The organism is Devosia sp., assembly GCF_028290625.1.
Taxonomy (GTDB): domain Bacteria; phylum Pseudomonadota; class Alphaproteobacteria; order Rhizobiales; family Devosiaceae; genus Devosia.
Window position 1 is genome coordinate 1 of sequence record NZ_JAQGJM010000019.1, and the last position, 22,588, is coordinate 22,588.

General features: G+C 64.4%; 22 protein-coding genes. 13 read left to right on the top strand and 9 right to left on the bottom strand.

The genetic code is table 11. The features are described 5' to 3' along the window. Together groL and groES are read right to left on the bottom strand one after the other, a co-directional pair. Nucleotides 1-1,613 (bottom strand): chaperonin GroEL (groL, locus tag JWR51_RS09490; RefSeq protein ID WP_299746704.1); only part of this gene is annotated, 1,613 nt, incomplete at its 3' end. A 57-nt stretch (nucleotides 1,614-1,670) separates the two neighbouring features. Continuing rightward, nucleotides 1,671-1,961, bottom strand: a complete 291-nt coding sequence (groES, locus tag JWR51_RS09495) for a co-chaperone GroES (RefSeq protein WP_299746707.1) — start codon at nucleotides 1,959-1,961, stop codon at nucleotides 1,671-1,673. Between the two features lie 184 nt (nucleotides 1,962-2,145). Here groES and JWR51_RS09500 point away from each other — a divergent pair, with 184 nt between their 5' ends. The 3 genes from JWR51_RS09500 to JWR51_RS09510 all read left to right on the top strand — a co-directional run bounded on the left by JWR51_RS09500 (nucleotide 2,146) and on the right by JWR51_RS09510 (nucleotide 4,127). Further along, nucleotides 2,146-2,508 (top strand): DUF427 domain-containing protein, encoded by a 363-nt coding sequence (locus JWR51_RS09500; protein WP_299746710.1) that lies wholly within the window; start codon nucleotides 2,146-2,148, stop codon nucleotides 2,506-2,508. Nucleotides 2,509-2,849: 341 nt separating this feature from the next. After that, nucleotides 2,850-3,053 carry a hypothetical protein gene (locus JWR51_RS09505; RefSeq protein ID WP_299732405.1) on the top strand — a complete coding sequence of 68 codons (204 nt, stop codon included), beginning with the start codon at nucleotides 2,850-2,852 and terminating at the stop codon, nucleotides 3,051-3,053. 153 nt (nucleotides 3,054-3,206) lie between these two features. Beyond that, entirely contained in the window at nucleotides 3,207-4,127 is a 921-nt protein-coding gene (locus JWR51_RS09510; protein WP_299747077.1) for a DMT family transporter, read from the top strand. Here the strand turns inward: JWR51_RS09510 and JWR51_RS09515 are convergent. Genes JWR51_RS09515 through JWR51_RS09525 form a run of 3 tightly spaced genes read right to left on the bottom strand, consistent with a single transcriptional unit; the run spans nucleotide 4,124 to nucleotide 6,219 of the window. After that, nucleotides 4,124-4,423, bottom strand: a complete 300-nt coding sequence (locus JWR51_RS09515) for a HigA family addiction module antitoxin (protein WP_299746712.1) — start codon at nucleotides 4,421-4,423, stop codon at nucleotides 4,124-4,126. The two genes, JWR51_RS09510 and JWR51_RS09515, sit on opposite strands and share 4 nt — an antisense overlap. 31 nt (nucleotides 4,424-4,454) lie before the next feature. Then, nucleotides 4,455-4,736 (bottom strand): type II toxin-antitoxin system RelE/ParE family toxin, encoded by a 282-nt coding sequence (locus JWR51_RS09520; protein WP_299746714.1) that lies wholly within the window; start codon nucleotides 4,734-4,736, stop codon nucleotides 4,455-4,457. A 55-nt stretch (nucleotides 4,737-4,791) separates the two neighbouring features. Further along, nucleotides 4,792-6,219: a sigma-54 dependent transcriptional regulator gene (locus JWR51_RS09525; protein ID WP_299746717.1), complete on the bottom strand. Its 1,428-nt coding sequence runs from the start codon at nucleotides 6,217-6,219 to the stop codon at nucleotides 4,792-4,794. Between the two features lie 195 nt (nucleotides 6,220-6,414). Between JWR51_RS09525 and JWR51_RS09530 the strand changes: the two genes are divergently transcribed. The 10 genes from JWR51_RS09530 (at nucleotide 6,415) to rsmD (ending at nucleotide 19,039) form a co-directional block, all read left to right on the top strand. Beyond that, nucleotides 6,415-7,623, top strand: a complete 1,209-nt coding sequence (locus JWR51_RS09530) for an ROK family transcriptional regulator (protein ID WP_299746720.1) — start codon at nucleotides 6,415-6,417, stop codon at nucleotides 7,621-7,623. A gap of 202 nt (nucleotides 7,624-7,825) precedes the next feature. Further along, the gene (locus tag JWR51_RS09535; RefSeq protein WP_299746722.1) at nucleotides 7,826-9,100 is read left to right on the top strand and encodes an EAL domain-containing protein; all 1,275 of its coding nucleotides are present in this window, start codon (nucleotides 7,826-7,828) and stop codon (nucleotides 9,098-9,100) included. 36 nt (nucleotides 9,101-9,136) lie between these two features. Continuing rightward, on the top strand, nucleotides 9,137-9,616 hold the full coding sequence (locus tag JWR51_RS09540; RefSeq protein ID WP_299746723.1) for a shikimate kinase: 480 nt from the start codon (nucleotides 9,137-9,139) through the stop codon (nucleotides 9,614-9,616). Nucleotides 9,617-9,718: 102 nt separating this feature from the next. Beyond that, nucleotides 9,719-10,585, top strand: coding sequence for a TIGR01459 family HAD-type hydrolase (locus tag JWR51_RS09545; protein WP_299746725.1), 867 nt, complete (start codon nucleotides 9,719-9,721; stop codon nucleotides 10,583-10,585). Nucleotides 10,586-10,590: 5 nt separating this feature from the next. Beyond that, nucleotides 10,591-11,565 (top strand): bifunctional riboflavin kinase/FAD synthetase, encoded by a 975-nt coding sequence (locus tag JWR51_RS09550; RefSeq protein ID WP_299746726.1) that lies wholly within the window; start codon nucleotides 10,591-10,593, stop codon nucleotides 11,563-11,565. 220 nt (nucleotides 11,566-11,785) lie between these two features. Then, the gene (ileS, locus tag JWR51_RS09555; RefSeq protein WP_299746728.1) at nucleotides 11,786-14,755 is read left to right on the top strand and encodes an isoleucine--tRNA ligase; all 2,970 of its coding nucleotides are present in this window, start codon (nucleotides 11,786-11,788) and stop codon (nucleotides 14,753-14,755) included. A 2-nt stretch (nucleotides 14,756-14,757) separates the two neighbouring features. Beyond that, complete coding sequence (lspA, locus tag JWR51_RS09560) at nucleotides 14,758-15,315, top strand: signal peptidase II (protein WP_299746730.1); 558 nt, start codon at nucleotides 14,758-14,760, stop codon at nucleotides 15,313-15,315. Nucleotides 15,316-15,431: 116 nt separating this feature from the next. Further along, a complete protein-coding gene (locus tag JWR51_RS09565; RefSeq protein WP_299746733.1) occupies nucleotides 15,432-16,115 on the top strand; it encodes a hypothetical protein in 684 nt (227 codons plus the stop codon). Between the two features lie 99 nt (nucleotides 16,116-16,214). Further along, entirely contained in the window at nucleotides 16,215-18,347 is a 2,133-nt protein-coding gene (locus JWR51_RS09570) for a pseudouridine synthase (RefSeq protein WP_299746736.1), read from the top strand. A 128-nt stretch (nucleotides 18,348-18,475) separates the two neighbouring features. Next, the gene (gene rsmD / locus JWR51_RS09575; RefSeq protein WP_299746738.1) at nucleotides 18,476-19,039 is read left to right on the top strand and encodes a 16S rRNA (guanine(966)-N(2))-methyltransferase RsmD; all 564 of its coding nucleotides are present in this window, start codon (nucleotides 18,476-18,478) and stop codon (nucleotides 19,037-19,039) included. Nucleotides 19,040-19,226: 187 nt separating this feature from the next. Here the strand turns inward: rsmD and JWR51_RS09580 are convergent, their stop codons facing one another. The 4 genes from JWR51_RS09580 to aztA form a co-directional block, all read right to left on the bottom strand. Beyond that, nucleotides 19,227-19,661, bottom strand: coding sequence for a Fur family transcriptional regulator (locus JWR51_RS09580; RefSeq protein WP_299746741.1), 435 nt, complete (start codon nucleotides 19,659-19,661; stop codon nucleotides 19,227-19,229). Nucleotides 19,662-19,714: 53 nt separating this feature from the next. Beyond that, nucleotides 19,715-20,596, bottom strand: a complete 882-nt coding sequence (locus tag JWR51_RS09585) for a metal ABC transporter substrate-binding protein (RefSeq protein WP_299747079.1) — start codon at nucleotides 20,594-20,596, stop codon at nucleotides 19,715-19,717. 107 nt (nucleotides 20,597-20,703) lie between these two features. Further along, on the bottom strand, nucleotides 20,704-21,576 hold the full coding sequence (aztB, locus tag JWR51_RS09590; protein WP_299746743.1) for a zinc ABC transporter permease AztB: 873 nt from the start codon (nucleotides 21,574-21,576) through the stop codon (nucleotides 20,704-20,706). Beyond that, complete coding sequence (gene aztA, locus JWR51_RS09595; protein ID WP_299746746.1) at nucleotides 21,573-22,340, bottom strand: zinc ABC transporter ATP-binding protein AztA; 768 nt, start codon at nucleotides 22,338-22,340, stop codon at nucleotides 21,573-21,575. Before aztA ends, aztB begins: the two co-directional genes overlap by 4 nt. Between the last annotated feature and the right edge of the window lie 248 nt (nucleotides 22,341-22,588).

Sequence of the window (22,588 nt, forward strand, 5' to 3'; positions counted from 1 at the left end):
CCACCGCCGCCTTGCATCGGCGGCGCCGGCTCCTTCGGCAGTTCGGCGACCATGGCTTCCGTCGTCACCAGCAGTGCGGCGACGGAAGAGGCGTCCTGCAGCGCGGTGCGCACCACCTTGGCCGGATCGATGATGCCTTTGGCGACCATGTCGACATATTCTTCGGTCTGCGCGTCGAAGCCGAAGGTCTCGGACTTGTTCTCGAGGATCTTGCCGACCACGATCGAGCCTTCGACGCCGGCGTTCTCGGCGATCTGACGCACCGGGGCTTCCAGCGCCTTCAGCACGATGTTGATGCCGGCCTGCACGTCGGAATTGTCGTGGTGGATGCGGCCGACCGCTTTCTTGGCACGCAGCAAGGCCACGCCGCCGCCCGGCACGATGCCTTCCTGTACCGCAGCGCGGGTCGCGTTGAGGGCGTCCTCGACGCGATCCTTCTTCTCCTTGACCTCGATCTCGGTGGCGCCGCCGACGCGGATCACCGCCACGCCGCCGGCGAGCTTGGCCAGCCGCTCCTGCAGCTTCTCGCGGTCGTAGTCCGAGGTGGTTTCCTCGATCTGCGCCTTGATCTGGCCGACCCGGGCCTCGATGTCCTTTTTCTTTCCGGCGCCTTTGACGATGGTGGTGTTCTCTTTGTCGATCACCACCTTGCCGGCGCGGCCGAGCATGTTGACGGTGACGCTTTCGAGCTTCATGCCGAGTTCATCGGAGATCAACTGACCGCCGGTCAGGATCGCGAGGTCTTCCAGCATCGCCTTGCGGCGGTCGCCGAAGCCGGGCGCCTTGACGGCGGCGACCTTGAGGCCGCCGCGCAGACGGTTGACGACCAGAGTTGCCAGCGCCTCGCCCTCGACGTCTTCGGCGATGATCAGCAGCGGCTTGCCGGACTGCACCACCGCTTCCAGCACCGGCAGCATCGCCTGCAGGCCGGACAATTTCTTCTCGTGCAGCAGCACGTAGACGTCCTCGAGCTCCGCGGTCATCTTCTCGGCGTTGGTGATGAAATAGGGGCTGAGATAGCCGCGGTCGAATTTCATGCCCTCGACGATGTCGACTTCGGTCTCCAGCGACTTGTTCTCCTCGACGGTGATGACGCCTTCATTGCCGACCTTCTGCATCGCCCGGGCGATCATCTTGCCGATCGCGGCATCGCCGTTGGACGAGATGGTGCCGACCTGCGCCACTTCGTCGGACGAGGCGACCGGCTTGGCGCGCTTCTCGAGGTCCTTGACCACGGCGGCCACCGCGATCTCGATGCCGCGCTTGAGATCCATCGGGTTCATGCCGGCGGCAACCGACTTGGCGCCTTCGCGCACGATCGCCTGCGCCAGCACGGTGGCGGTGGTGGTGCCGTCGCCGGCGGTGTCATTGGTCTTGGAGGCGACCTCGCGCAGCATCTGCGCGCCCATGTTCTCGAACTTGTCCTCGAGCTCGATTTCCTTGGCGACGGTGACGCCGTCTTTGGTGATGCGGGGAGCGCCAAAGCTCTTTTCGATGACGACGTTGCGGCCCTTGGGACCGAGCGTCACCTTGACGGCATTGGCGAGAATGTTGACGCCGCGCAGCATCTTGTCGCGGGCTTCGGTGGAGAATTTGACTTCTTTAGCAGCCATGTGAGGCGCTCCTTAAATACGGGAAAAGGGCAGACCGGAAGCAGAGAGCTAAAGCTCTCAGGCCTCGGTGATGCCCATGATGTCGGATTCTTTCATGATCAGCAGGTCTTCGCCGTCGACCTTGACCTCAGTGCCGCTCCACTTGCCGAACAGGATGCGATCACCGGCCTTGACGTCGAGAACGACGCGTTCGCCTTTTTCGTCACGAGCACCGGGGCCAACGGCCACGACGACGCCCTCGGAGGGCTTTTCCTTGGCGGTATCGGGGATGATGATCCCGCCTTTGGTCTTCTCTTCGCTATCGAGACGGCGGACGACCACGCGGTCGTGCAGGGGACGGAAGCTCATGTTTGCTCCTATAGCATCGAACTGGAATGCAATTTGTGCGCCGATGTTAGCACTCCTTATCCTAGAGTGCTAACAGGCTGCCGGGGATATAGGGAGGAGGGAGAACCGAGTCAAGAACGCTTGAACCCACTTCGTCGCTCATGCGTTAACGACATAACGACAACCGAACAGATGGCAGCCAATCATGACGGGACAATGTCTGGACAAGGATATCAAGATCACCCCGGCCAAGGGCCGCGTGCATGTGATCTTCGACGACGCCGAAATCGCGTCTTCCCTCAACGCCCTCGAACTCGAAGAGCCCGGCCATCCGCTGCGCATCTATCTCCCGCGTGAGGACGTGCGCCCCGATATCCTGGAAGCCTCCAATACCCATACGCACTGCCCCTATAAGGGCGACGCCTCCTATTATACCATCAAAACCCTGACCGCGACCGGCGCGGACGGCGTCTGGTACTACCCCGACCCATGTCCCCTGGTCGAACCGATCCGCGACCACCTCGCCTTCTGGGGCGGCAAGATCGAATACCGTAGCAGCGAGGTCTGATAGGGACTGTGCGGGCGCGGGACCCACTGACCGTCCCAAAAACTCGGTGTCATTCCGGCGCAGGCCGGAACCCATCCCGAGATCTAGCGACCGCCCCAAGGTCGACCGCGCCGTCCGGCCTCCGCGTGCAAAAGAGCCCCTCATCCGCCCTTCGCCCACAAGGGGGGGAAGGGGCATCGAGATCTAAAACAACCACCGGATCACCCCTCTCCCCTCGTGGGAGAGGGACAGGCATTTCTGCGTTCAGCAGGAATGTCAGGGTGAGGGGGCTTCTGCCCGCACCATTCTCAAAACTGCCCATCTCCCCTTTCGCCTTAACGTTTGCTGTTGCATAAGGGAACATGACCGAAAAAACCGAAAACCTGACGATCCGTCTCCGCCTCAAGGGCGGCAGTGGCCCCAATTCCAATTGGCTATGGGAGCTTGTCGATGCCCAGGGCAGCGTGGTGAAGTCCGGCACCATCAGTGGCCCCGAACACAAGGCCTTCGCAACAGCGACACAAGCCAAGGCCAAACTGGTCAAAGCCGAGGCCAAGCCGCGCTAAGTTAAGCTCCGACGGACATGGCGCAACCGTGTCCGTCAAGGACAGCAGCATCTGCCTGTCATGCCCGCCCAGTCTTCGCCTTCTCATCGAACCCTAGAGTCTGCCGTGACCGTCCCGCCCGCACCACCCGTCCCCGCCACCCCAACGGGGATCATGGACGGGCCCATGCGCGGCATCATGCTCAAGGTCGGTTCGGTCTGCATTTTCGTCATCATGTCGTCGCTGCTCAAGGCCACTGGCAACGTGCCCGCCGGGCAGTTGGTGTTTTACCGCTGCGTGTTCGCCATCGTGCCAGTCCTGGTCTATCTCGCCTGGCGTCGCCAGTTGCACGCGGGGTTCAAGACGGCCAATCCGTGGGGTCATTTCCTGCGTGGGCTGATCGGCGTCGTCTCGATGGGGCTGGGCTTTTATGCCCTCACCAAGCTGCCGCTCCCCGAAGCCATTGCGATCGGCTATGCCTCCCCGCTGCTGATCGTGGTGTTCAGCGCCATCATGCTCAAGGAGCAGGTGCATTTTATTCGCTGGTCGGCGGTACTAGTTGGCCTCGTCGGCGTCGCCATCATGCTGTGGCCGCGCCTGACGGTGTTTTCGGGCCAAAACGCCATGGGCTGGGGCGAAACCGTCGGCGCCATCGCGGCTCTTGGCGGCGCCATCTGCGCCGCCTTCGCCATGATGCAGGTGCGACGCCTGGTGCAGACCGAGCGCACCGAAACCATCGTGCTCTACTTCTTCATCAGCGCCAGCATCATCTCGCTGGTCACCATTCCGTTCGGCTGGGTCTGGCCCTCGCTCGAACATGTGATCTTCCTGATTCTGGCCGGTTTTGCCGGCGGCGTCGCCCAGATCATGATGACGGCGAGCTATCGCCATGCCGATATGTCGGTCATCGCGCCCTTCGAATACACTTCGTTGCTGCTGGGCCTGCTGGTCGGCTATTTCGCCTTTGCCGAAGTGCCCACCGTGCCCATGCTGATCGGCGCCGCCATCGTCATCGCCTCGGGCATCGTCGTTATCCTGCGCGAACACCGCCTCGGCCTCGACCGCGTCAAATCCCGCGAAGCCAATACGCCCTAGGCCGCTTGCAGCGCCTGGATTTTTTCCAGGTCCTCCGCAATGGCCATTGCCTCCTGGCTCAGGTCAAACGCGGTCTGCATGCTCATCCAGAATTGCGGCGTCGTGTCGAAGAACTTGGCGAGACGCAACGCAGTATTGGTGGTGACCGGTGTGGTTTCGGCCACCAGGCGCTCGATCCGGGTCCGCGGAACGCGGAGTTTTTTTGCCAGCGCATAGGCCGACAATCCCAGTGGCGCCAGATATTCCTCGCGCAGGATTTCGCCCGGATGGATCGCTGCAATAGTCTGGGTGTGCATTCGATTTTTCCTGTCCGGCCTGCCGATTGCGTCAGTGATAGTCGACGATTTCAACCTCATGGGCGCCGCCGTCTTCCCAGCGCAGGCAAATGCGCCACTGCTCATTGATGCGGATTGAGTGTTGCCCAGCCCGGTTGCCCTTGAGAGCTTCAAGGCGGTTGCCGGGCGGCGACATCAAGTCCTTCAATTCGACGGCATGCTCCACCATGAACAGCTTGCGCTGCGCCGACCGCAATAGGTCTGCGGGAAAGCCCTTTGGAGCCACTCCGGTGCCGACCTTTTCGGCGAATTTGCCTTTGAACGACGCTATCATCGGTAATCCGTGCTTTGTATCACGTCACGATACAGATGGCAAACAGATTGCGCCCTTAAGCCGCCCCCGCAACCCCATCGGCCCAGCTCTGCCGCTTACGATAAATAGTCGACGGGCTGATTTCCAACGCTGCGGCGGCGAGCGAGACATTACCCCCGAAGCTGGCGATCGCGTCCTCGATGATGCGCTGTTCCTGCTGCCACATCGGCAATATCGCCTGCACTCGCTGCTGCGGCACGCTGGTGCCGATCATTTCGGCGGTGCCACGCGATTCGATATCGGCGGCCGCGATCATCGCGCCGCTGATTTCCCCGCCGTCGAACATCACCACCAGGCGCCGCACCAGGTTCTGCAACTGGCGCACATTGCCCTTCCATTCGGCGGCCATCAGCGCCTGCGCGCATTCGCCCGAGAATCCGTCGAACGCCTTGTGCTCCTCACCTGCGTAACGCGCCAGGAAATGCCGCGCCAGCACCATGATGTCGCTCGGCCGCTGCCGCAGCGGCGGCAAATGGATGGGCAGCACATGCAGGCGATAGAACAGGTCTTCGCGGAATTTCTTCTCTGAAATCAGCGTCATCGGATTGCGGTTGGTGGCGCAGATCACCCGCACATCCACCTTGCGCACGCCCGCCTCGCCGACCCTGCTGAGTGTCCCAGTCTGCAAAAACCGCAACAGCTTGGATTGCAGCGACAAATCCATCTCGCCGATTTCGTCGAGAAACAGCGTGCCGCCATCGGCCAGTTCCGCCGCGCCCTTGCGGTCTTCGTGCGCGCCGGTGAAGGCACCGCGCGCCACGCCAAACAATTCGCTTTCCATCAAATCGCGCGGGATAGCCGCGCAGTTGATCGCCACCAATGGCTTGCCCACGCGCGGCCCCTTGGCATGCAATGCCTCGGCACACACATCCTTGCCGGTGCCGCTCTCGCCGGTGATGAACACCGGAGCGGCCGATGGCGCGATCCGCGCGATCTGCTCATAAACGAACTGCATGGCGCTCGACGCGCCGATAAAGCCGCCGAAATCGGCCACGCCCGCGCTTGGCCGGGCCTCGATGCCCAGCGTGCGCGTCTTGCCATGGCGCTGCGCCAACTCATCGATGCGCGCCGCGATAGCCGGTCCGTTCAGCGGCTTGACCACATAGTCGTGCGCGCCCGCCCGCATTGCGGCCACCGCAGCCGAAACCGAGGTGCCGTCCGAAATGGCGATCACCAGCGCGCCTTCGGCCAGTTTCACCAGCCGCGTCACCGCGTCTTCGCTGCGCTCGCTCAAATCGCCCAGGCTCGACAGGTCCATCAGCACGATATCGAATCGGTTCTGCCGCAAGGCCTCGACGGCCTGCCGGCCGGTTTCCGCCGCCGCGATTTCCGGTGCGCCCGCCAGGGCCGCGCTCAGCCCATCGACCACGAGGCGTGACGAGGCCACGTCCCGGTCGATCAGCAGCAGGCGTCCATTGGCATCGCACTGGCGTCCACTATGCATGCAGCCGATCCTCGTTGTTTCTTTTCACCCTCTCAGGCGGCGGCAAAACGCTCGGTTGCCACGCGAACAGGCGGTGTTGCATTTGATTGTTCGCGAACAGGGTAAATTTTCCGTTCCGGTTTGATCGCTATTAGACCAAATCCGCATTTCCATTGCTCTTGATCGCCGCCCGCACTCCCGATTAAGTCTGCCGCCATGAGCAAGACGGATGATTCAGAAGAGTTGAGTCCACTGGGGCGCGGCGTGCCCCAGGCCGGCGTGCGCATTGCCAATGAACGGGCCGTTTTGAGCCTGATCGCGCTGATGCCGGGCTCCTCCAATGCTGATTTGGCGCGCCGCTCGGGCCTGGGTCCGCAAACCACATCGCGAATCATTTCCGAGCTGGAGGACCGCGCCCTGATTCTGCGCGGCCAGGTGCTGCGGGGCCGCCGCGGCCAGCCGGCGACGCCCCTATTCCTCAATCCCGAAGGCGCCTATTCCATCGGCATCGAGATCGGCTGGCGCCACATTCAGGTGACGCTGGTCAACTTGTCCGGCAAGGTGCTGCTGCATGAGCACCGCGCCTATGACTACCCCGATGCCACAATTCTGTTCGCCGAAATCGCGGCCAGGATTGCCAAAATCATCGGCGGGCTGACCTCGCAACAGCAATCGCGCTTCGTTGGCGTCGGCATTGCGTCGCCCACCGCGATAGGGCGAAACAGCGAAATGTTTGCGGCCCATCCCGAACAGCGCTCGCTCTGGGAAACCATCGATGTCGCCGACCGCGTCGCCGCCGATACCGGCCTGTCCACCGAATGGTTCAACGACGGCAGCGCGGCCTGCTGGGCCGAAATCATCGCCCTGCCGGAGCCGCGCCCCGCCGGGTTCGCCTATTTCCACGTCGGCGCCTATATCGGGGCGGGCATCATTGCCGATGGCCGCCTCTGGGAAGGTCCCACCGGCAATGCCGCCAATCTCGGGGCCATCATGGTCTCCGATCGCTACGGCGCGCCCAGCTTCGTGCATAGCATCGCCTCGATCACCGCCTTCGAACGCTGGCTGCGCGAAGCGGGTACGACACCACCACCCGGCAGTCCCCAGGATTGGGACTGGGATGCTCTGGAGCCCCATGCCACCGCCTGGCTCGACGATGCCGGACGCGCGCTGGCCCAGGCCGCCATGACCACCCAGGCCATGGTCGAGCTCGACAAGGCCAGCATGGATGGCTCCATGCCCCGTTCCGTCGTCGAACGCCTGCTCGAGCGCGTGCAGTACCATTTGGCGCTGCTGCCGGTGCTGCGTAGCGGCCGCCCGACGGTGGCCATCGGCCATCTCGGCGCGTTCGCCGCCGCCAGGGGCGCTGCGCTCCTGCCCATGTACAAGCGCTATTTTTCCCGCGCCTGGAACCACTTCGGCGCCTGAAGTGTGCCTGTTCACAAGTGGCTCATGGCTGCCATGCAGCGCCACCGCGCCGGCCCCCACGCGGCGCCGGCATCACTAGCTGCCTGATCGCCCTCAAAAATTACCCACGGAATACTACCCGGTCACAGCTTTTGTGCGCTCGCTGTCAATGCTAAGAGAGCAGTGCCGAATCCCGGCCCACTCAAGCGATTGCGGACCGCTCGTGCAGGTATTGGTTTACACATTCATAGCGTTGGCGGCGCTCGGCGTCGGCTGCACTGCCTATTTCGGGCTCACGTTCACGCCTGCCGAGGCCATTATGGCGGCTCTGAGCTTTTCTGCCGTCGCGGTGGTCTTGCTTGAGCGCAGCCTGCGCCAACGCGCCGAGAATCGTCTGGAAAAGGCCATCGAGGACCTTGGTCTTCTGCTGGCCGCCGAGGGGCAGGCCGGCAGCACGCTGGGTCAGCGCGTCAATGCCCTGGCCGATCTCAATGCCGGTCGGCGCCTTGAAGGCGTCGAAGCCGATGTTTCCGTGCTGGGCACCGTGATCCGCCAGATCGCCGAGGCCGTCTCCGATATCGAGGAACGCGCCAACAAACCGCAGCCGATCCCGGCACCGGCGCCATTGGCCGCCGTGCCCACCAACGTCACGCAGGCGCCGCCACCCGTCGTGGTCCCCGTACCGCGCGAGCCCGAGCCGCCGATGGTCCCGGTCGAAACTCTGCGCCAGGCGCTCGCCGAAAACCGCCTGATCTATCACGTCCAGCCCATCATCACGCTGCCGCAGCGCCGCCCGCACGGCTATGATCTGGTGCCGCGCCTGATGCTGGACAATGGTGAGCTGGCCGACCGCGCCGCCTTCATGCCCCGCCAGGGCAACGAGGACCTGCTGCGCCATATCGAAGGGCTGGGCCTGATCGAGGCCATCGCCATCGGCCGCCGCTCACGTGCCGCCGATCAGCCGATCAATCTGTTCATCCCGCTGTCGCGCGCCACGCTGGGCGAATGGGTTGCCTCCGAACAGCTCATCGTCTCGCTCGAAGCCAACCGCGCCATCTCGTCCAGCATGGTTTTCGTGGTCACCGAAGCCGAATGGCAGGTGCTGGCGGCCGGCGAACGCGCCATTGTCGACGGGCTGGTCAAGAAGGGCGCGGGTTTCTCGCTGTCCGAAGTCAAATCGCTGCGCGTCGACGTCGCCGAACTGGCCGGGCAGGGGGTTCGTTCGCTGCGCGTCGATGCCACCCGCTTTATCGATGCGCCCGAAGCCTTCACCGATTTCCACGCCTCCGATATCGCCAATTACCTCAACCGGTTCGGCGTCAGCCTGATGGCCACCGGCGTCACCAGCGAGCGCCAGATTCTCGAACTGCTTGATATCGGCATCGCCCAGATCCAGGGGCCGCACATTGCCGCGCCCGGTCCGGTTCGCCCCGATCTGATGCTCGAGCGCCCCAAAACTGCCGCGCCGGTTCTGCGCCGCGCCGAAAGCAAGGTCTGATCGCCAGCCACGCCAGCGGCGACCAGGAAGCGCGTCATGATCGTCATCGTGCTCAACGGCTCGATCAATTCCGGCAAGACCACCACCGGCCGCGCACTCGCGGCGATTCTCCCCGGCGCCCGCTTCATCGATGGTGACGACCACGGCATTCTCGAATCGGTGCCGTTCCAGGAGATGATCGACCGCGCCGTCCTTTGGGTCGCCGATCAGATCACCGCCGCCACCGAACCCGTCCTCGTCATCGCCTACCCCATGCGCGACAGCGATTTCGCCAAGCTCCAATCCGCCTGCGCCGCCCGCAATGCCCGCCTCTTCGTCGCCACCCTGGCCCCGCCGCTGGCCGTCGCGCTCACCAACCGCGGCGCCCGCGAACTCGATGATGGCGAACGCGCCCGCATCCACGAAATGTACGCCGAAGGCTACCCCGCTCGCGCGTTCAGCGACGTCATCATCACCGACCTGACCACCCTCCAGCAAACCGCCGCCATGCTCGCCCTTCGCATTTCTCAACTATGAGCCATGCAACGGCGGCCATCGCTATTCCCGCTTCCGCCCTTGATCCCGGCTGCAACCTGCACCATAGAACGCCAAGGCAATCCCGCTTCCCCGGAGCCTCCGATGACCGCGCCCCTACCTCCCATTTCCGGCCTTGCCGATCTAGCCGGCCGCTATGATGCGGTTCTCAGCGACGTATGGGGCGTCGTGCATAACGGCGTCGCCGCCTTCCCCTCCGCTGTCGACGCGCTGGTGCAATACCGCAAGGCCGGCGGCAAGGTCGTCTTCATCACCAATGCGCCGCGCCCCTCCGCCCCGCTGATCGAGATGCTCGATCGCCTCGGCGTCGTGCGCGAAGCCTATGACGCCATCGTCTCGTCCGGCGACGCCACCCGCGTCATGATCGCTAAATATTCCGGCCGTCCGATCCACCATGTCGGCCCCGCCACCGAGGACGATGCGCTCTACGAGGGACTCAACGTGCGCCGCACCACGGCCGAGGAGGCCGATGTCGTCGTCGTCACCGATCTCGATACCGATGACGACACCCCCGAAATGTACCGCGAACGCGCCAAGCTTTGGCTCGCCCGCAAACTCCCCATGATCTGCGCCAATCCCGATCGCGTCGTCGAACATGGCGACAAGATCATCTATTGCGGCGGCGCCCTGGGCGATCTCTACGCCGCCATGGGCGGCATGGTGCTGATGGCCGGCAAACCCTATCAGCCGATCTACGAGGAAGCCTTCCGCCTCGCTGAGCTGGCCGTCGGCCGCCCGCTCGAAAAATCCCGCACCCTCGCCATCGGCGACAGCGTGCGCACCGATGCCACCGGCGCCGCCCAGTTCGGCATCGACCTGCTGTTTGTCACCGGCTCCATCCACGCCGCCGAACTCGATGCGTTCGGCAAGCCCAGCCCGCAAGCTATCGCCGATCTCGTCGCCCCCAGCCGCGCCCACATGGCCGGCTTCCTGCCGCGCCTGAGCTGGTAGTCTCTATGTCCGACTTTCTCCGCCTCGCCAGTCTCGACACTGTCCCGCAGTCTCTGCGTGGCGCCTATGTCGCCATCGGCAATTTCGACGGCTTCCATCGCGGCCATCAATCGGTGTTCGACCTGCTGCGCCGCCGCGCCGCCGAGGCGGGGGTGCCGGCCATCCTGCTCACCTTCGAGCCCCATCCGCGCGACGTCTTCGCCCCTAGCCCCTTCATGTACCGGCTCACCGACGGCAACGCCAAAGCGCGCCTGGCCGAAGCGCTCGACCTCGACGGCATCGTCATCCTCAATTTTGACCGCGCCTTCTCCCAGATCGAAGCCGAGGATTTCGTCTCCCGCTTCCTGGTTGATGCACTTGCCGTCACCGGCGTCATCGTCGGTGCCGATTTCCACTTCGGCCGCCAGCGCCGTGGCACCCCGACCTTCCTCGCCGCCGCCGGAGAGGCCCAAGGCTTTGCCGTCGAAGTCATCGATCTGCTCGATGAGGGCTCCGAGGTCATCTCCTCGTCGCGCATCCGTGCCGCCCTGTCGGAGGGCGACATCGCCGCCGCCAATCGCCTGCTCGGCTATCACTGGTTCATGGAAGGCTGCGTCGTCAAAGGCGACCAGCGCGGCCGCGAGCTCGGCTATCCCACTGCCAACACCGTCACCCACGATAATTTCCAGCTCGCCCAAGGCGTCTATGCCGTCCGCGCCCGCCTCGGCGACCGCGTATTCGACGGCGTCGCCGCCTATGGCAAGCCCATGTTTAACAACCAGCGCCCGCCCTTCGAGACGCATCTGTTCGACTTCTCCGAGGACATTTACGGCCAAACTATCGTGGTCTGCCTGATCGAGCACATCCGCGGCCAGGAAGTCTTCTCCGGCCTCGACGAGCTGATCTCCGCCATGAATCGCGACAGCAACAAGGCCCGCAAAATTTTGGCCGAGGCCAAGCCGTTGAGCGAGCTGGACAAACGGCTGGGGTTTTTCGGGTAGGCCCCTCATCCGCCCTTAGGGCACCTTCTCCCACGAGGGGAGAAGGGGACGGAGCTGTGAGCTCTCAGTCGTCACCCCTCGCCCCTTGTGGGAGAGGGACAGCTTGCGACGCGTTCAGCGGAGCAAGCAGGGTGAGGGGTTTGCTCCCAACCAAACCCTTTGCCCCATCGCCCCCACCTTGCTACAACCCCCGCAAATCTCCCCAACCGATTGCCGTTCCATGACCGATACTGCTGCGGGCGCCACCGAAACCGATTATTCGTCGACGCTCTTCCTGCCCGAGACCGAATTCCCCATGCGCGCCGGCCTGCCCGATCGCGAGCCGGGCTGGCTCAAGCGCTGGGAAGATATGGACATCTATAAGCTGCAGCGCGAGCAGGCGCAGGATCGTCCGCTGTTCACACTGCACGATGGCCCTCCCTACGCCAACGGCAATATCCATATCGGCCACGCGCTCAACAAGACGCTGAAGGACATTGTCTCCCGCTCGATGCAGATGCTCGGCTTCAACTCCGCCTACGTGCCGGGCTGGGATTGCCATGGCCTGCCCATCGAATGGAAGATCGAGGAACAGTACCGCGCCAAGGGCCGCGACAAGAACGAAGTCCCCATCAATGAATTCCGCGCCGAATGCCGCGCCTTCGCCACCCAGTGGGTGAATGTGCAGCGCGAGGAATTCAAGCGCCTCGGCATCCTGGGCGAATGGGACAACCCCTACCTGACCATGAGCTTCGACGCCGAAGCCCAGATCGCCCGCGAACTGATGAAGGTGTCCACCTCCGGCCAGCTCTATCGCGGCAGCAAGCCGGTGATGTGGTCGGTCGTCGAGCGCACCGCTTTGGCCGAAGCCGAAATCGAATATGCCGATTACGAGAGCGACACCATCTGGGTGAAGTTCCCCATCCTGGGCGCATCATCGGAAGTGCAAGGCGGTGACTTCGTCGCCAGCGCCCAGCTCACCCGCGATCTGGCCGATGCCTCCGTGGTCATCTGGACCACCACCCCCTGGACCATCCCCGCCAACCGCGCCATCAGCTTCTCGTCAAAAATCGCCTATGGCCTCTATGAGGTCACCCAGGCGCCCGAAGGCAATTGGGCCGCGACCGGCGAAAAATATGTTTTGGCCGACAAGCTCGCTGCGGAGGTCCTCGCCAAGGGCAAGGTCGAGGCCTTCACCCGCCTGCGCGACGTCAACCCCGCCGATATCACCGCCTGCGCCCATCCACTGCGCGGCCTCGATGGCGGCTACGAATTCAAGGTGCCGCTGCTCGATGGCGAGCACGTCACCGATGATGCCGGCACCGGCTTCGTCCACACCGCCCCCGGTCACGGCCTCGATGACTTCGAGATCTGGATGAATTCCGGCCGCCTGCTGCTGGAACGCGGCATCGACACCACCATCCCCTACGTGGTGGACGATGGCGGCTTCTACACCAAGGACGCCCCCGGCTTCGACGGCGCCCGCGTCATCGATGACTCGGGCAAAAAGGGCGACGCCAATAACCGCGTCATCGCCGCCCTGGCCGAGCGCCACGCCATGCTCGCCCGCGGCCGCGTTAAGCACTCCTATCCCCATTCCTGGCGCTCCAAGAAGCCGGTGATCTACCGCAACACGCCGCAATGGTTCGTCTATATGGACCGCGATATCGCCGGCGCCGCGGGCGATACCCTGCGCACCCGCGCGCTCAACGCCATCGATGCAACCAAATTCTACCCCGCCGCCGGCCAGAACCGCCTGCGTGCCATGATCGCTGACCGCCCCGATTGGGTGCTCTCCCGCCAGCGCGCCTGGGGTGTGCCGATCACCGTCTTCGTCAACAAGACCACCGGCGAAATCCTCAAGGACGAAACCGTCAATCACCGTATCGCCGACGCCTTCGAGGAAGAGGGCGCCGATGCCTGGTACGCCGCTGGCGCCGCCGAACGCTTCCTCGGCACGAACCACGCTGTCGCCGATTACGAGATGGTCACCGACATCCTCGACGTCTGGTTCGACTCGGGGTCGACCCACGCCTTCGTGCTGCGCAACAAGCAGAAGTGGCCGCACCTGAAGTTCCCGGCTTCGATGTATCTCGAAGGCTCGGACCAGCATCGCGGCTGGTTCCACTCGTCCCTGCTCGAGTCTTGCGCGACCAATGGCTACGCGCCCTATGCGAGCGTGCTCACCCATGGCTTCACCATGGATGGCGAAGGCAAGAAGATGAGCAAATCGCTGGGCAACACCGTCGCCCCGCAGGACATCATCAAGCAATACGGCGCCGATATCCTGCGTCTCTGGGTGGCCTCGTCGGACTATTCCGAGGACCTGCGCCTCGGCAAGGAAATCATCCAGACCACGGTCGACTCATATCGCAAGCTGCGCAACACCCTGCGCTGGCTGTTGGGCAATCTCGCCCATTACCAGCCCGCCGACGTTGTCGATTTCGCCGACATGCCCGAGCTGGAGCAGTTGATGCTGCACCGCCTGGCCCAGCTCGATGAGCAGGTCCGTGGCGCCTACAAGGAATACGACTACCGCCGCGTCGTCTCGCTGCTCACCAATTTCATGAACATCGAACTCTCGGCCTTCTACTTCGATATCCGCAAGGACGCGCTCTATTGCGACCCGATCTCGTCGGTGAAGCGCCGCGCCTCGCTGACGGTGCTCAATCACCTGTTCGATTGCCTCACCGCCTGGCTCGCCCCCATCCTGGTTTTCACCATGGAAGAGGTTTGGCTCGAACGGCACCCCGGCGCCGATAGCTCGGTCCACCTACGCCTGTTCCCCGAAGTGCCCGCCGAATGGCTGAACGACGGCTTGGCGGAAAAGTGGGCGAAAATCCGCACTGTCCGCCGCGTGGTCACTGGCGCGCTGGAAGTCGAGCGCCGTGAAAAGCGCATCGGCTCCTCGCTCGAAGCCGCCCCGCGCGTCTTCATCACCGATGAAGACCTGCTGACGGCCCTCGCTGGCGAGGACCTGGCAGAAATCGCCATCACCTCGGCCATCGAGATCGGCAATGCCGACGCGCCGGATACTGCCTTCCGCCTCGACGACGTCCCCGGCGTCGCCGTGGTCTCGGCATTGGCTGAAGGCACCCGCTGCGCCCGCTCCTGGCGCATCCAGCCCGATGTCGGCTCCGACCCCGAATACCCCGATGTCACCCCGCGTGACGCCCAGGCGCTGCGCGAACGTGCATCGGCGGGGCTCTAGGCTTGAACGCGCTCAAGGCTCAGTCGGCGCTCCTCTCCATCATGGCCGCGATCCTCGCCTTCGGGCTGGACCGCGCCCATAAGGCCTTCGCCGTTTCCGCTGACTGTATCGCCGTTGGCGCTGCACCATGCGTTGACATTTTCACCTCCTATTCCCCCCTGACGCTAACCAATTGGCGGGGCGGCGAAGTGGTGCGAGTGACCGATTTCTTCGATTACGTCCTGGTCTGGAATACCGGCATTTCCTATGGCCTCCTGACCGACCTGCCCAGTTGGGGCCTCGGCGTAATCATGCTCGTCGCCGTCGTCGCGCTCGCCATCTGGTGGGTGCGCGCCGACTCGTCCCTGATCCGGCTGGGCCTCGCCTTCTGCATTGGCGGGGCCTTATCCAATGGCCTTGATCGCCTGATTTACGGCGCCGTTGCCGACTTCTTCCATTTCCATCTCGGCGCCAATTCCTTCTATATTTTCAACGTCGCCGACATGGCCATCACCCTGGGCGTCATCCTCCTGCTGCTCGATTTGTTCGGCGTCGGCCGCGTCCGTCCCGCCAAAACCTGAGCCGCTAACCCAGTGTGAACGCATTGCTGCCAGAATCTGGCCTTAGCTGCTGTGATGCGCTATAAGCGCGCCAACAACCGAAGTCGCCGCGGCTCGCCGCTCTTGAAGGACGTTTCATGCATATTGGATTGACCCGGGCGGGCCTTTTCTCCCTTGGCCTCTTGCTGATGGCAGGCCTTGCCGGCTGCACGACGGCCGAAGGCACCAATGCGATGACCGATTTCGGCACCTTCGAGCGCGAAGTCATGACCTCGACCGCCCGCGGCGTAGGCCTTATCCCGGGTGAAGCGCCCAAGGCCGACCTGACCCAGGCGCGCGCTCCGCTGGTGCTGCCGCGCGATGCCAACCAGTTGCCGGCCCCAACGGTCGCCGTGGCCGACCAATTGCCGGTCGACAGCAACGCGGTGCAGATCGACGCCTCCAATTTGACCGAGGCCGACCTGTCCCGCCTGCGCAATGCCCGCGTCGTCGACATGCAGACCATTGCCGGCCGCCCGCTGACCGAAGCCGAAGCCAAGCAGCTCACCGCCCGAATGAGGGCCGCCAATGTGGGTATCACCGGCAACGCCAAGCGCCCGATCTACATGCCCCCGGCCGATTATTTCACCCGCGTCGGCGATGCCGACCTGGTGTGCCGCGCCCCCAATGGTGCTATCGTGGCGCTCAACGATGCGGCTTGCCCCGAAGACGTGCGCAAGGCCATCAAGGCCGCGATGTCGCGTCCGGTCAATGGCGTCACCGCTCCGGTTAGCGAAGGCATGCTTGGCGAATTCGGCGATAGCACCAGCACGAATAACTAGCTGCCTCCACAATTCACGAATACATCGCCCCGCTTCATGCGGGGCGATTTCCTTTTCCGCGCCGCCCATCCGGGTCCCGCATGACATGAAAGCTGCCCCATGACCGACCAGTCCGCCGTACCAGACACCGGCGATCGCCTCGCCAAGGTCATCGCCCGCTCCGGGCTCTGCTCCCGCCGCGACGCCGAAACCTGGATCACCGAGGGCCGCGTCGTGGTCAACGGCAAGAAGGTCATCACCCCCGCCTTCAACGTCACCGCGCGTGATAAGATCATGGTCGACGGCGCCCCCCTGGCCGCCCGCCAGGGCACTCGCGTCTGGCTCTACCACAAGCCTGCGGGCCTCGTGGTTACCGAGAAGGACCCCGAAGGTCGCGACACCATTTTCGAGGCCCTCGAAACTCATGGCCTGCCGCGCGTCGTCACCGTTGGCCGCCTCGATATCAATACCGAAGGCCTGATCCTGCTGACCAATGACGGTGGCCTCAAGCGCGTGCTCGAATTGCCCGCTACCGGCTGGCTGCGCCGCTATCGCGTCCGCGCACATGGCAGCGTCACTCAGGCCGCGCTCGACCGCCTTAAAGACGGTATCGAGATCGACGGTATCAAATACGGCTCCATCGAAGCCACGCTGGAACGCGACCAGGGCTCCAATGTCTGGCTGATCATGGCGCTGCGCGAAGGCAAGAACCGCGAGGTCAAGAACGTCCTCGGCGCCCTCGGCCTCGAAGTGAACCGCCTGATCCGCGTCTCTTATGGCCCGTTCCAGCTCGGCGATATTCCGGTCGGCGGCATCGAAACCGTCAAGGCCTCGACCCTGCGCGACCAGCTCGGCAAGAAGCTCGCCGACGCCGCCGATGTTGATTTCGACAGCGAAATGCCCGAGTCCAACGCCCTGGTCGGCAAGCCGACGCGCGACCGCCTGACCGGTCGCGGCACCAATACCGTCGAAATCGCCCGCCAGCGTTTCCGTTTCACCGACCACGCTGAAAAGACCGAGGAAGAGACGCGCGCCGAACGGCCGCGCCAGGATCGTCCCGGCCGTTTCGATAGCAAGCGCCCAGCGCCCAAGAAATTTGATGATCGTGCCGAAGAAGAAATGGCGCCGCCCCGCCGCATCATTTTCGATGATGGGCGTGAGGAGGAATTCGTGCAGAAACGTTCCGGCAAAGGCACAACCTGGCGCGATCCCGACGATCAGCCCGCCCGCACCTTCGGCCAGCGTCCCGATCGCCCGGCCAAGCCCGCCCGTGCCCCGCGCGCCGAAGGCGCTTCGCGTCCGGCCCGCTCCGATGGCCCAGCCCGCCCGAGCCGCGATACTGCCGGCAAGCCGCGCGGCGACTTCAAGGGTCCCAAGCGCGAGTTCGGCGATCGTCCGGCGCGCCCGACCAGCAAGGCCGTTTCAGGGCGCGTCGCCGCCTCCAAGTCCTATGGCGAACGCCCTCGCACCGCACGTCCCGAGGGTGCGGATCGTCCCAAGCGCGATTTCGACGCGCCACGCGGCGCTCGCCCGACCGGCGCCGCCGGCCGTCCCGATCGCGCCTTCACCGGCACCCCGCGCGGTCCCCGTCGCGGCGATGCCGAGGCCCAGCGCCTGTCGCGCGATTACGCGCCCCGCACGCGCCCTGACAATGAGCGCCCCGGCGCCGAAGGCCCCAAGCGCGCCTATGCGCCACGCACCCGTCCGGACAATGAACGCGGCGGCAATGACCGCCCGGCCCGTGATTACGCGCCGCGCACCCGTCCCGATAGCGAACGCGGCGTAGGCGCTCGTGCTACCCCCACTCGTCCCGGCCGCAACTTTTCGGAAAAGCCAAAGTCGTTCCGCCCCGATGACGGCCGTCCGCAGCGCAGCGAACGCCCTGAAGGGGATCGCCCGGCGCGCAGCTATTCCGACAAGGCCAGCCGCCCCGGCCGCGATGCGCTAGGCCTTGAATCCAAGACCTACGGCAAGCCGAAATCGCGTCCCGACGGCAAGCCTTATCCCAAGCGCGACGGCGCTGCCCCCGCCCGTGGCCCCAAGCCCGGCGGCTTCGGCAAGCCCGCCTTCGGTGGTGGTCGTCCCGCCGGTGGCGCTGGCCGTCCTGCTGGCGGTGCCGGTCGTCCCGCCTTCGGTGGCGGTCGCCCCTCGGGCGGCGGTCGCCCCTCGGGCGGCGGACGTCCTTCGGGCGGTGGTGGTCGCCCCACGGGCAGTGCCGGCCGTCCTTCAGGCCCGCGTCGTCCCAAATCCTAGTCTCGACCTCTGCGCTGTAGGGCGCTGACCACGCAGTCGTCTCCCTCCCCCTTCGCGGGGAGGGATCAAGGGTGGGGGGAGCCACATCCTCAAGCCCCAGAACTGACCACCCCCATCAAGGCCCCACCATGCGCATCGTCGCCGGCAAATTTCGCGGTAAAACCCTGACCTCCCCGTCAGACGACAGTATCCGCCCCACCGCCGACCGCGTGCGCGAGAGCATGTTCAACATCCTCGCCTCCCGCCTTGGCCCTGTCTTCGATGGCGTCCGCGTGCTCGACCTGTTCGCCGGCACCGGCGCGCTGGGTCTCGAAGCCCTCTCGCGCGGCGCCGCCCATGTCACCTTCGTCGATATGGGCGCCGAAGCGCGCGGCCTGATCCGCGACCACATCGAGGCCTTCGGGGCAGGGGGCATCACCAAGCTGCTGCGCCGCGACGCCACTGACCTTGGCACCCCCGGCTCGCTCAAACCCTTCGATCTGCTGTTTCTCGACCCTCCCTACGGCCAGGGCCTAGGCGAACGCGCCCTCACCAACCTCGCCCCCCAGGGCTGGCTCGCCCCCGGTGCCACCGTGGTCTTCGAGGAAAGCGCCGACGCCACCATCGAAATCCCGGCCGGTTTCACCCTCGACGACCGTCGCATCTACGGCGCCGCGGCCGTGCATTTCCTGACGTTTGGGGGCGAGGGGTAGAATATCGCCTCGGAACGTGGGGCCTTTCCGCAGTGGACGATGCTTCCCCACACGTCCTTTCCGCGGGCTTGACCCGCGGGCCTCTCACCACCCCACCGTATTCAGTGCCGGCCGAGGGTGACTCGCGGGTCAAGCCCGCGGGAAGATCGTGTGTGTGAGTACAGTAGATTAGCGCAGGAACCTGCCCTCACGCCCCCGCACACGCTCCGCACTTCCCCCGGATCTCCATCGTCGTCCGCTCTACGACGAACGCGGTTCCGGCCGCCCATTCCCCCAGCCGATCCTCGATCACGCTGTCGGCAAATTCGTCGACCTTCCCGCATCCTTCGCAGATCGCAAATGCGATCAGCCCGCTGCGATGGCAATGCTCATCCGCACAGGCCACGAACGCATTCAGGCTCTCCAGCCGATGCACCAGCCCACGCTCCACCAGCTTATCCAGCGCCCGATACACCTGCAACGGCGCCTTGAGCCCATCCTCGCGCAGCCGATCCAGAATATCGTAGGCGCTGAGAGGCGCGTCCGAATGCGCCAGCGCGCCCAGCACCAGCCCCTGGTTCTTGGTCAGGTCATCGGCCCACACATGATCGTGGCCCGCGTGGCTGTCATCCGAATGTGCCATTCTGTCCGCCTTTCCACCCGCCGCGCCTCGTAAGGCGCGGCGGCATTGCAATCTTACTTGCCCAACATCGCCGGCACCAGCAGGCCGATATTGTGCTTGAACATATCTATATAGCTCGCCGCGCCCTGGTCAGCCTCCGACAGCGCATCGGCATAAAGCTCGCCGCCCACCGTCACGCCGGTCTCGTCCGCAATCTGCTGCACCAGCCGCCCATCGCTCATATTCTCGATGAACAGCGCCGTGACACCATCGCTCTTGATCTGCGTGATCAATTTCGCCACGTCCGCAGCCGAAGCCTCGCTATCGGTCGAAATCCCCTCTGGCGCCAGGAATTTCACCCCATATTCCTCGCCGAAATACCCGAACGCATCGTGGGTGGTGATCACCTGCCGCTTTGCGGCCGGCACCGCCGCGATATCGGCGATAAGCTGGTCATCCAGCGCAGTAATCTCCGCCGAATAGGCAGTCGCATTGGCCTCGTAGGTCACACAACCATCGGCATCCACCGCGCACAGCCCCGCCGCGACGTTCTTCACATAGAGCAGCCCGTTCTTGAGGCTCTGCCACGCGTGCGGATCGGTCACTACCGCGCCGTCCTCATCCATGGTGTGCGTCTTGACGCCCTCGCTGGCAACCACGACCGGCCCCGTAAAGCTCGTCGATTCCACGAACCGGTCCAGCCATCCCTCGAACCCCAGCCCATTGACGAACAACACATCCGCCTGGCTCACCGCCACCGCATCGGACGGCTTGGGCTCATAAACATGCGTATCGGCGTTCGGCCCGACAATCGTCGTCACCGCCACCCGCTCGCCACCGACCCGCGCAACAATGTCCCCAAGGATTGAGAACGTCGCCACCGCCTTGACCTCCGCCGCAAACGCCGGCGCTGCCAAGGCCGAAACCAGCAAAGCCAGCATTGTCGATTTCAAAATCTTCATTTCGTATTCCTTCCAGCTGTGGGGCACGTCCGTGTCCCACGGCCTCAGCCTCCGACTCGGAAATCCGAGGCGGAGCAAGCAGTTACCAGCGGGCAAGGCCCTCACGCCACGCGATGCCGCGGCGCCTGCACCCGTGTAAAAATCACCCCGCGCCGCCCGAAAAACAGCGAAACCACATAAATTCCCCCCGCCACGAGGATAATCGACGGCCCCGACGCCACCCCGAGATAGTAGGAAATCAGCAGCCCGAAATAGCTCGACACCACACCGAACCCCACCGCCAGCGCACACATTCCCTCGAGCCCTCGCACCCAGAACCGCGACGCTGCCGCCGGCAACATCATCAGCCCCACCGCCAAAAGCGTGCCCAGCGCCTGGAACCCGCCGACAAGGTTCAGCACCACCAGCGCGAGGAAAATCAGGTGAACGGGATGCCCCGCCTTGCTGACGCTGCGCAGGAATGTTGGATCGAGGCACTCGGCGAACAGGGGGCGCCAGATGATTGCCAGCCCCACCAGCGACACCGTCGCGATCGCCCCGATCATGATCAGCGCATCGTCGTTAAGGGCCAATACGGTGCCGAAAAGGACATGCATTAGATCCACATTCGACCCCTTAAGGCTAACCAGCATCACCCCCAGCGCCAGCGAGATCAGATAAAACGCTGCCAGCGACGTATCCTCGCGCTGGATGGTGAACCGCGACACCAGCCCCGCCAGCAGCGCCACCACCAGTCCCGCCGCAAAGCCGCCCAGCGTCATCGGCAAAATCGCCAGCCCGGACACCAGGAACCCCGCCGCCGCTCCCGGCAAAATGGCATGCGCCATCGCGTCGCCCGTCAGGCTCATCCGCCGCAACATCAGGAACACGCCCACCGGCCCCGCGCTGACCGACAGGATGATCGCCCCCACCAGTGCCCGGTTCATGAAACCGAACTGCGCGAACGGCTCGATGAAAATCTGGAACACGTTCATGCCGCGTCCCCATGATGATGGTGCTTTGCCGCATGGTCGTGCCACGGCGCATGCTCGTCCCACGCCTCGGTCATCCGCCGCGCCTTCAGCAGGTTTTCCGGATGCAGCGTCTCGCTCGTTGCCCCCCAGGCGATCGGCTCGCGCGCCAGCAACAGTGTCTGCGGAAATACGCGCCGCACCATCTCGACATCATGCAGCACCGCGATCACTGTCCGCCTTTCGTTGTGCCAGTGCTGCACCAGCGCGATCAGGTCGCCCACTGTCCTCTCGTCGATCGCCGTGAAGGGCTCATCCAAGAGGATCACCCGCGCATCCTGCAACAGCACCCGCGCAAACAGCGCCCGCTGCAATTGCCCGCCCGACAGCGTATCGATTGGCCGCTGCTCAAATCCCCGGAGCCCTACCGCCTGCAGCGCCTCGTCCAGCGCCTGCCGGTCGTCACCGCGAATGGCCCCAAATAATCCTCGGCTCTTCCAGAATCCCAGCGACACCAGGTCGCTCACCACCGCCGGAAATGTCCGGTCAATCTCGGCGATCTGTGGCAGATAGGCGATCTCGCGCACGGAAATCCCCGCATGCTCGATCCGCCCGCCCAGCGGCTTCAACGCGCCGGTAATGCCCTTGAGCAAGGTGGATTTGCCCGATCCATTCGGCCCCACGATCGCCGTCAGCGACCCCGTCTCGAACGCGCCATGCAGGTGATGCACCGCCGGATGCCCATCATAGCCCAGCGTCAGATCGTCCAGCCGAATGACCGCGCTCATGCCAGCAGAGCCCAGATCGCCACCCAGATCAGCGCCACCGGCACCAACACCAAGCCAACCCGCGCCCCCGCGCTCATCTGCGCCAGGCTAAAATTCCGCATGCGTCACCCACGTAATGTAATACAGTTACGTGTAACTTAGTAACGCCGGGGGTGTCAACGGCATCCTCGATGCAGCTCCTCCCCTTGACGGGGGAGGTTGGGTGGGGGTGTTCGGAGCCACGATGGTAGGGACCGGGCTAAACATCC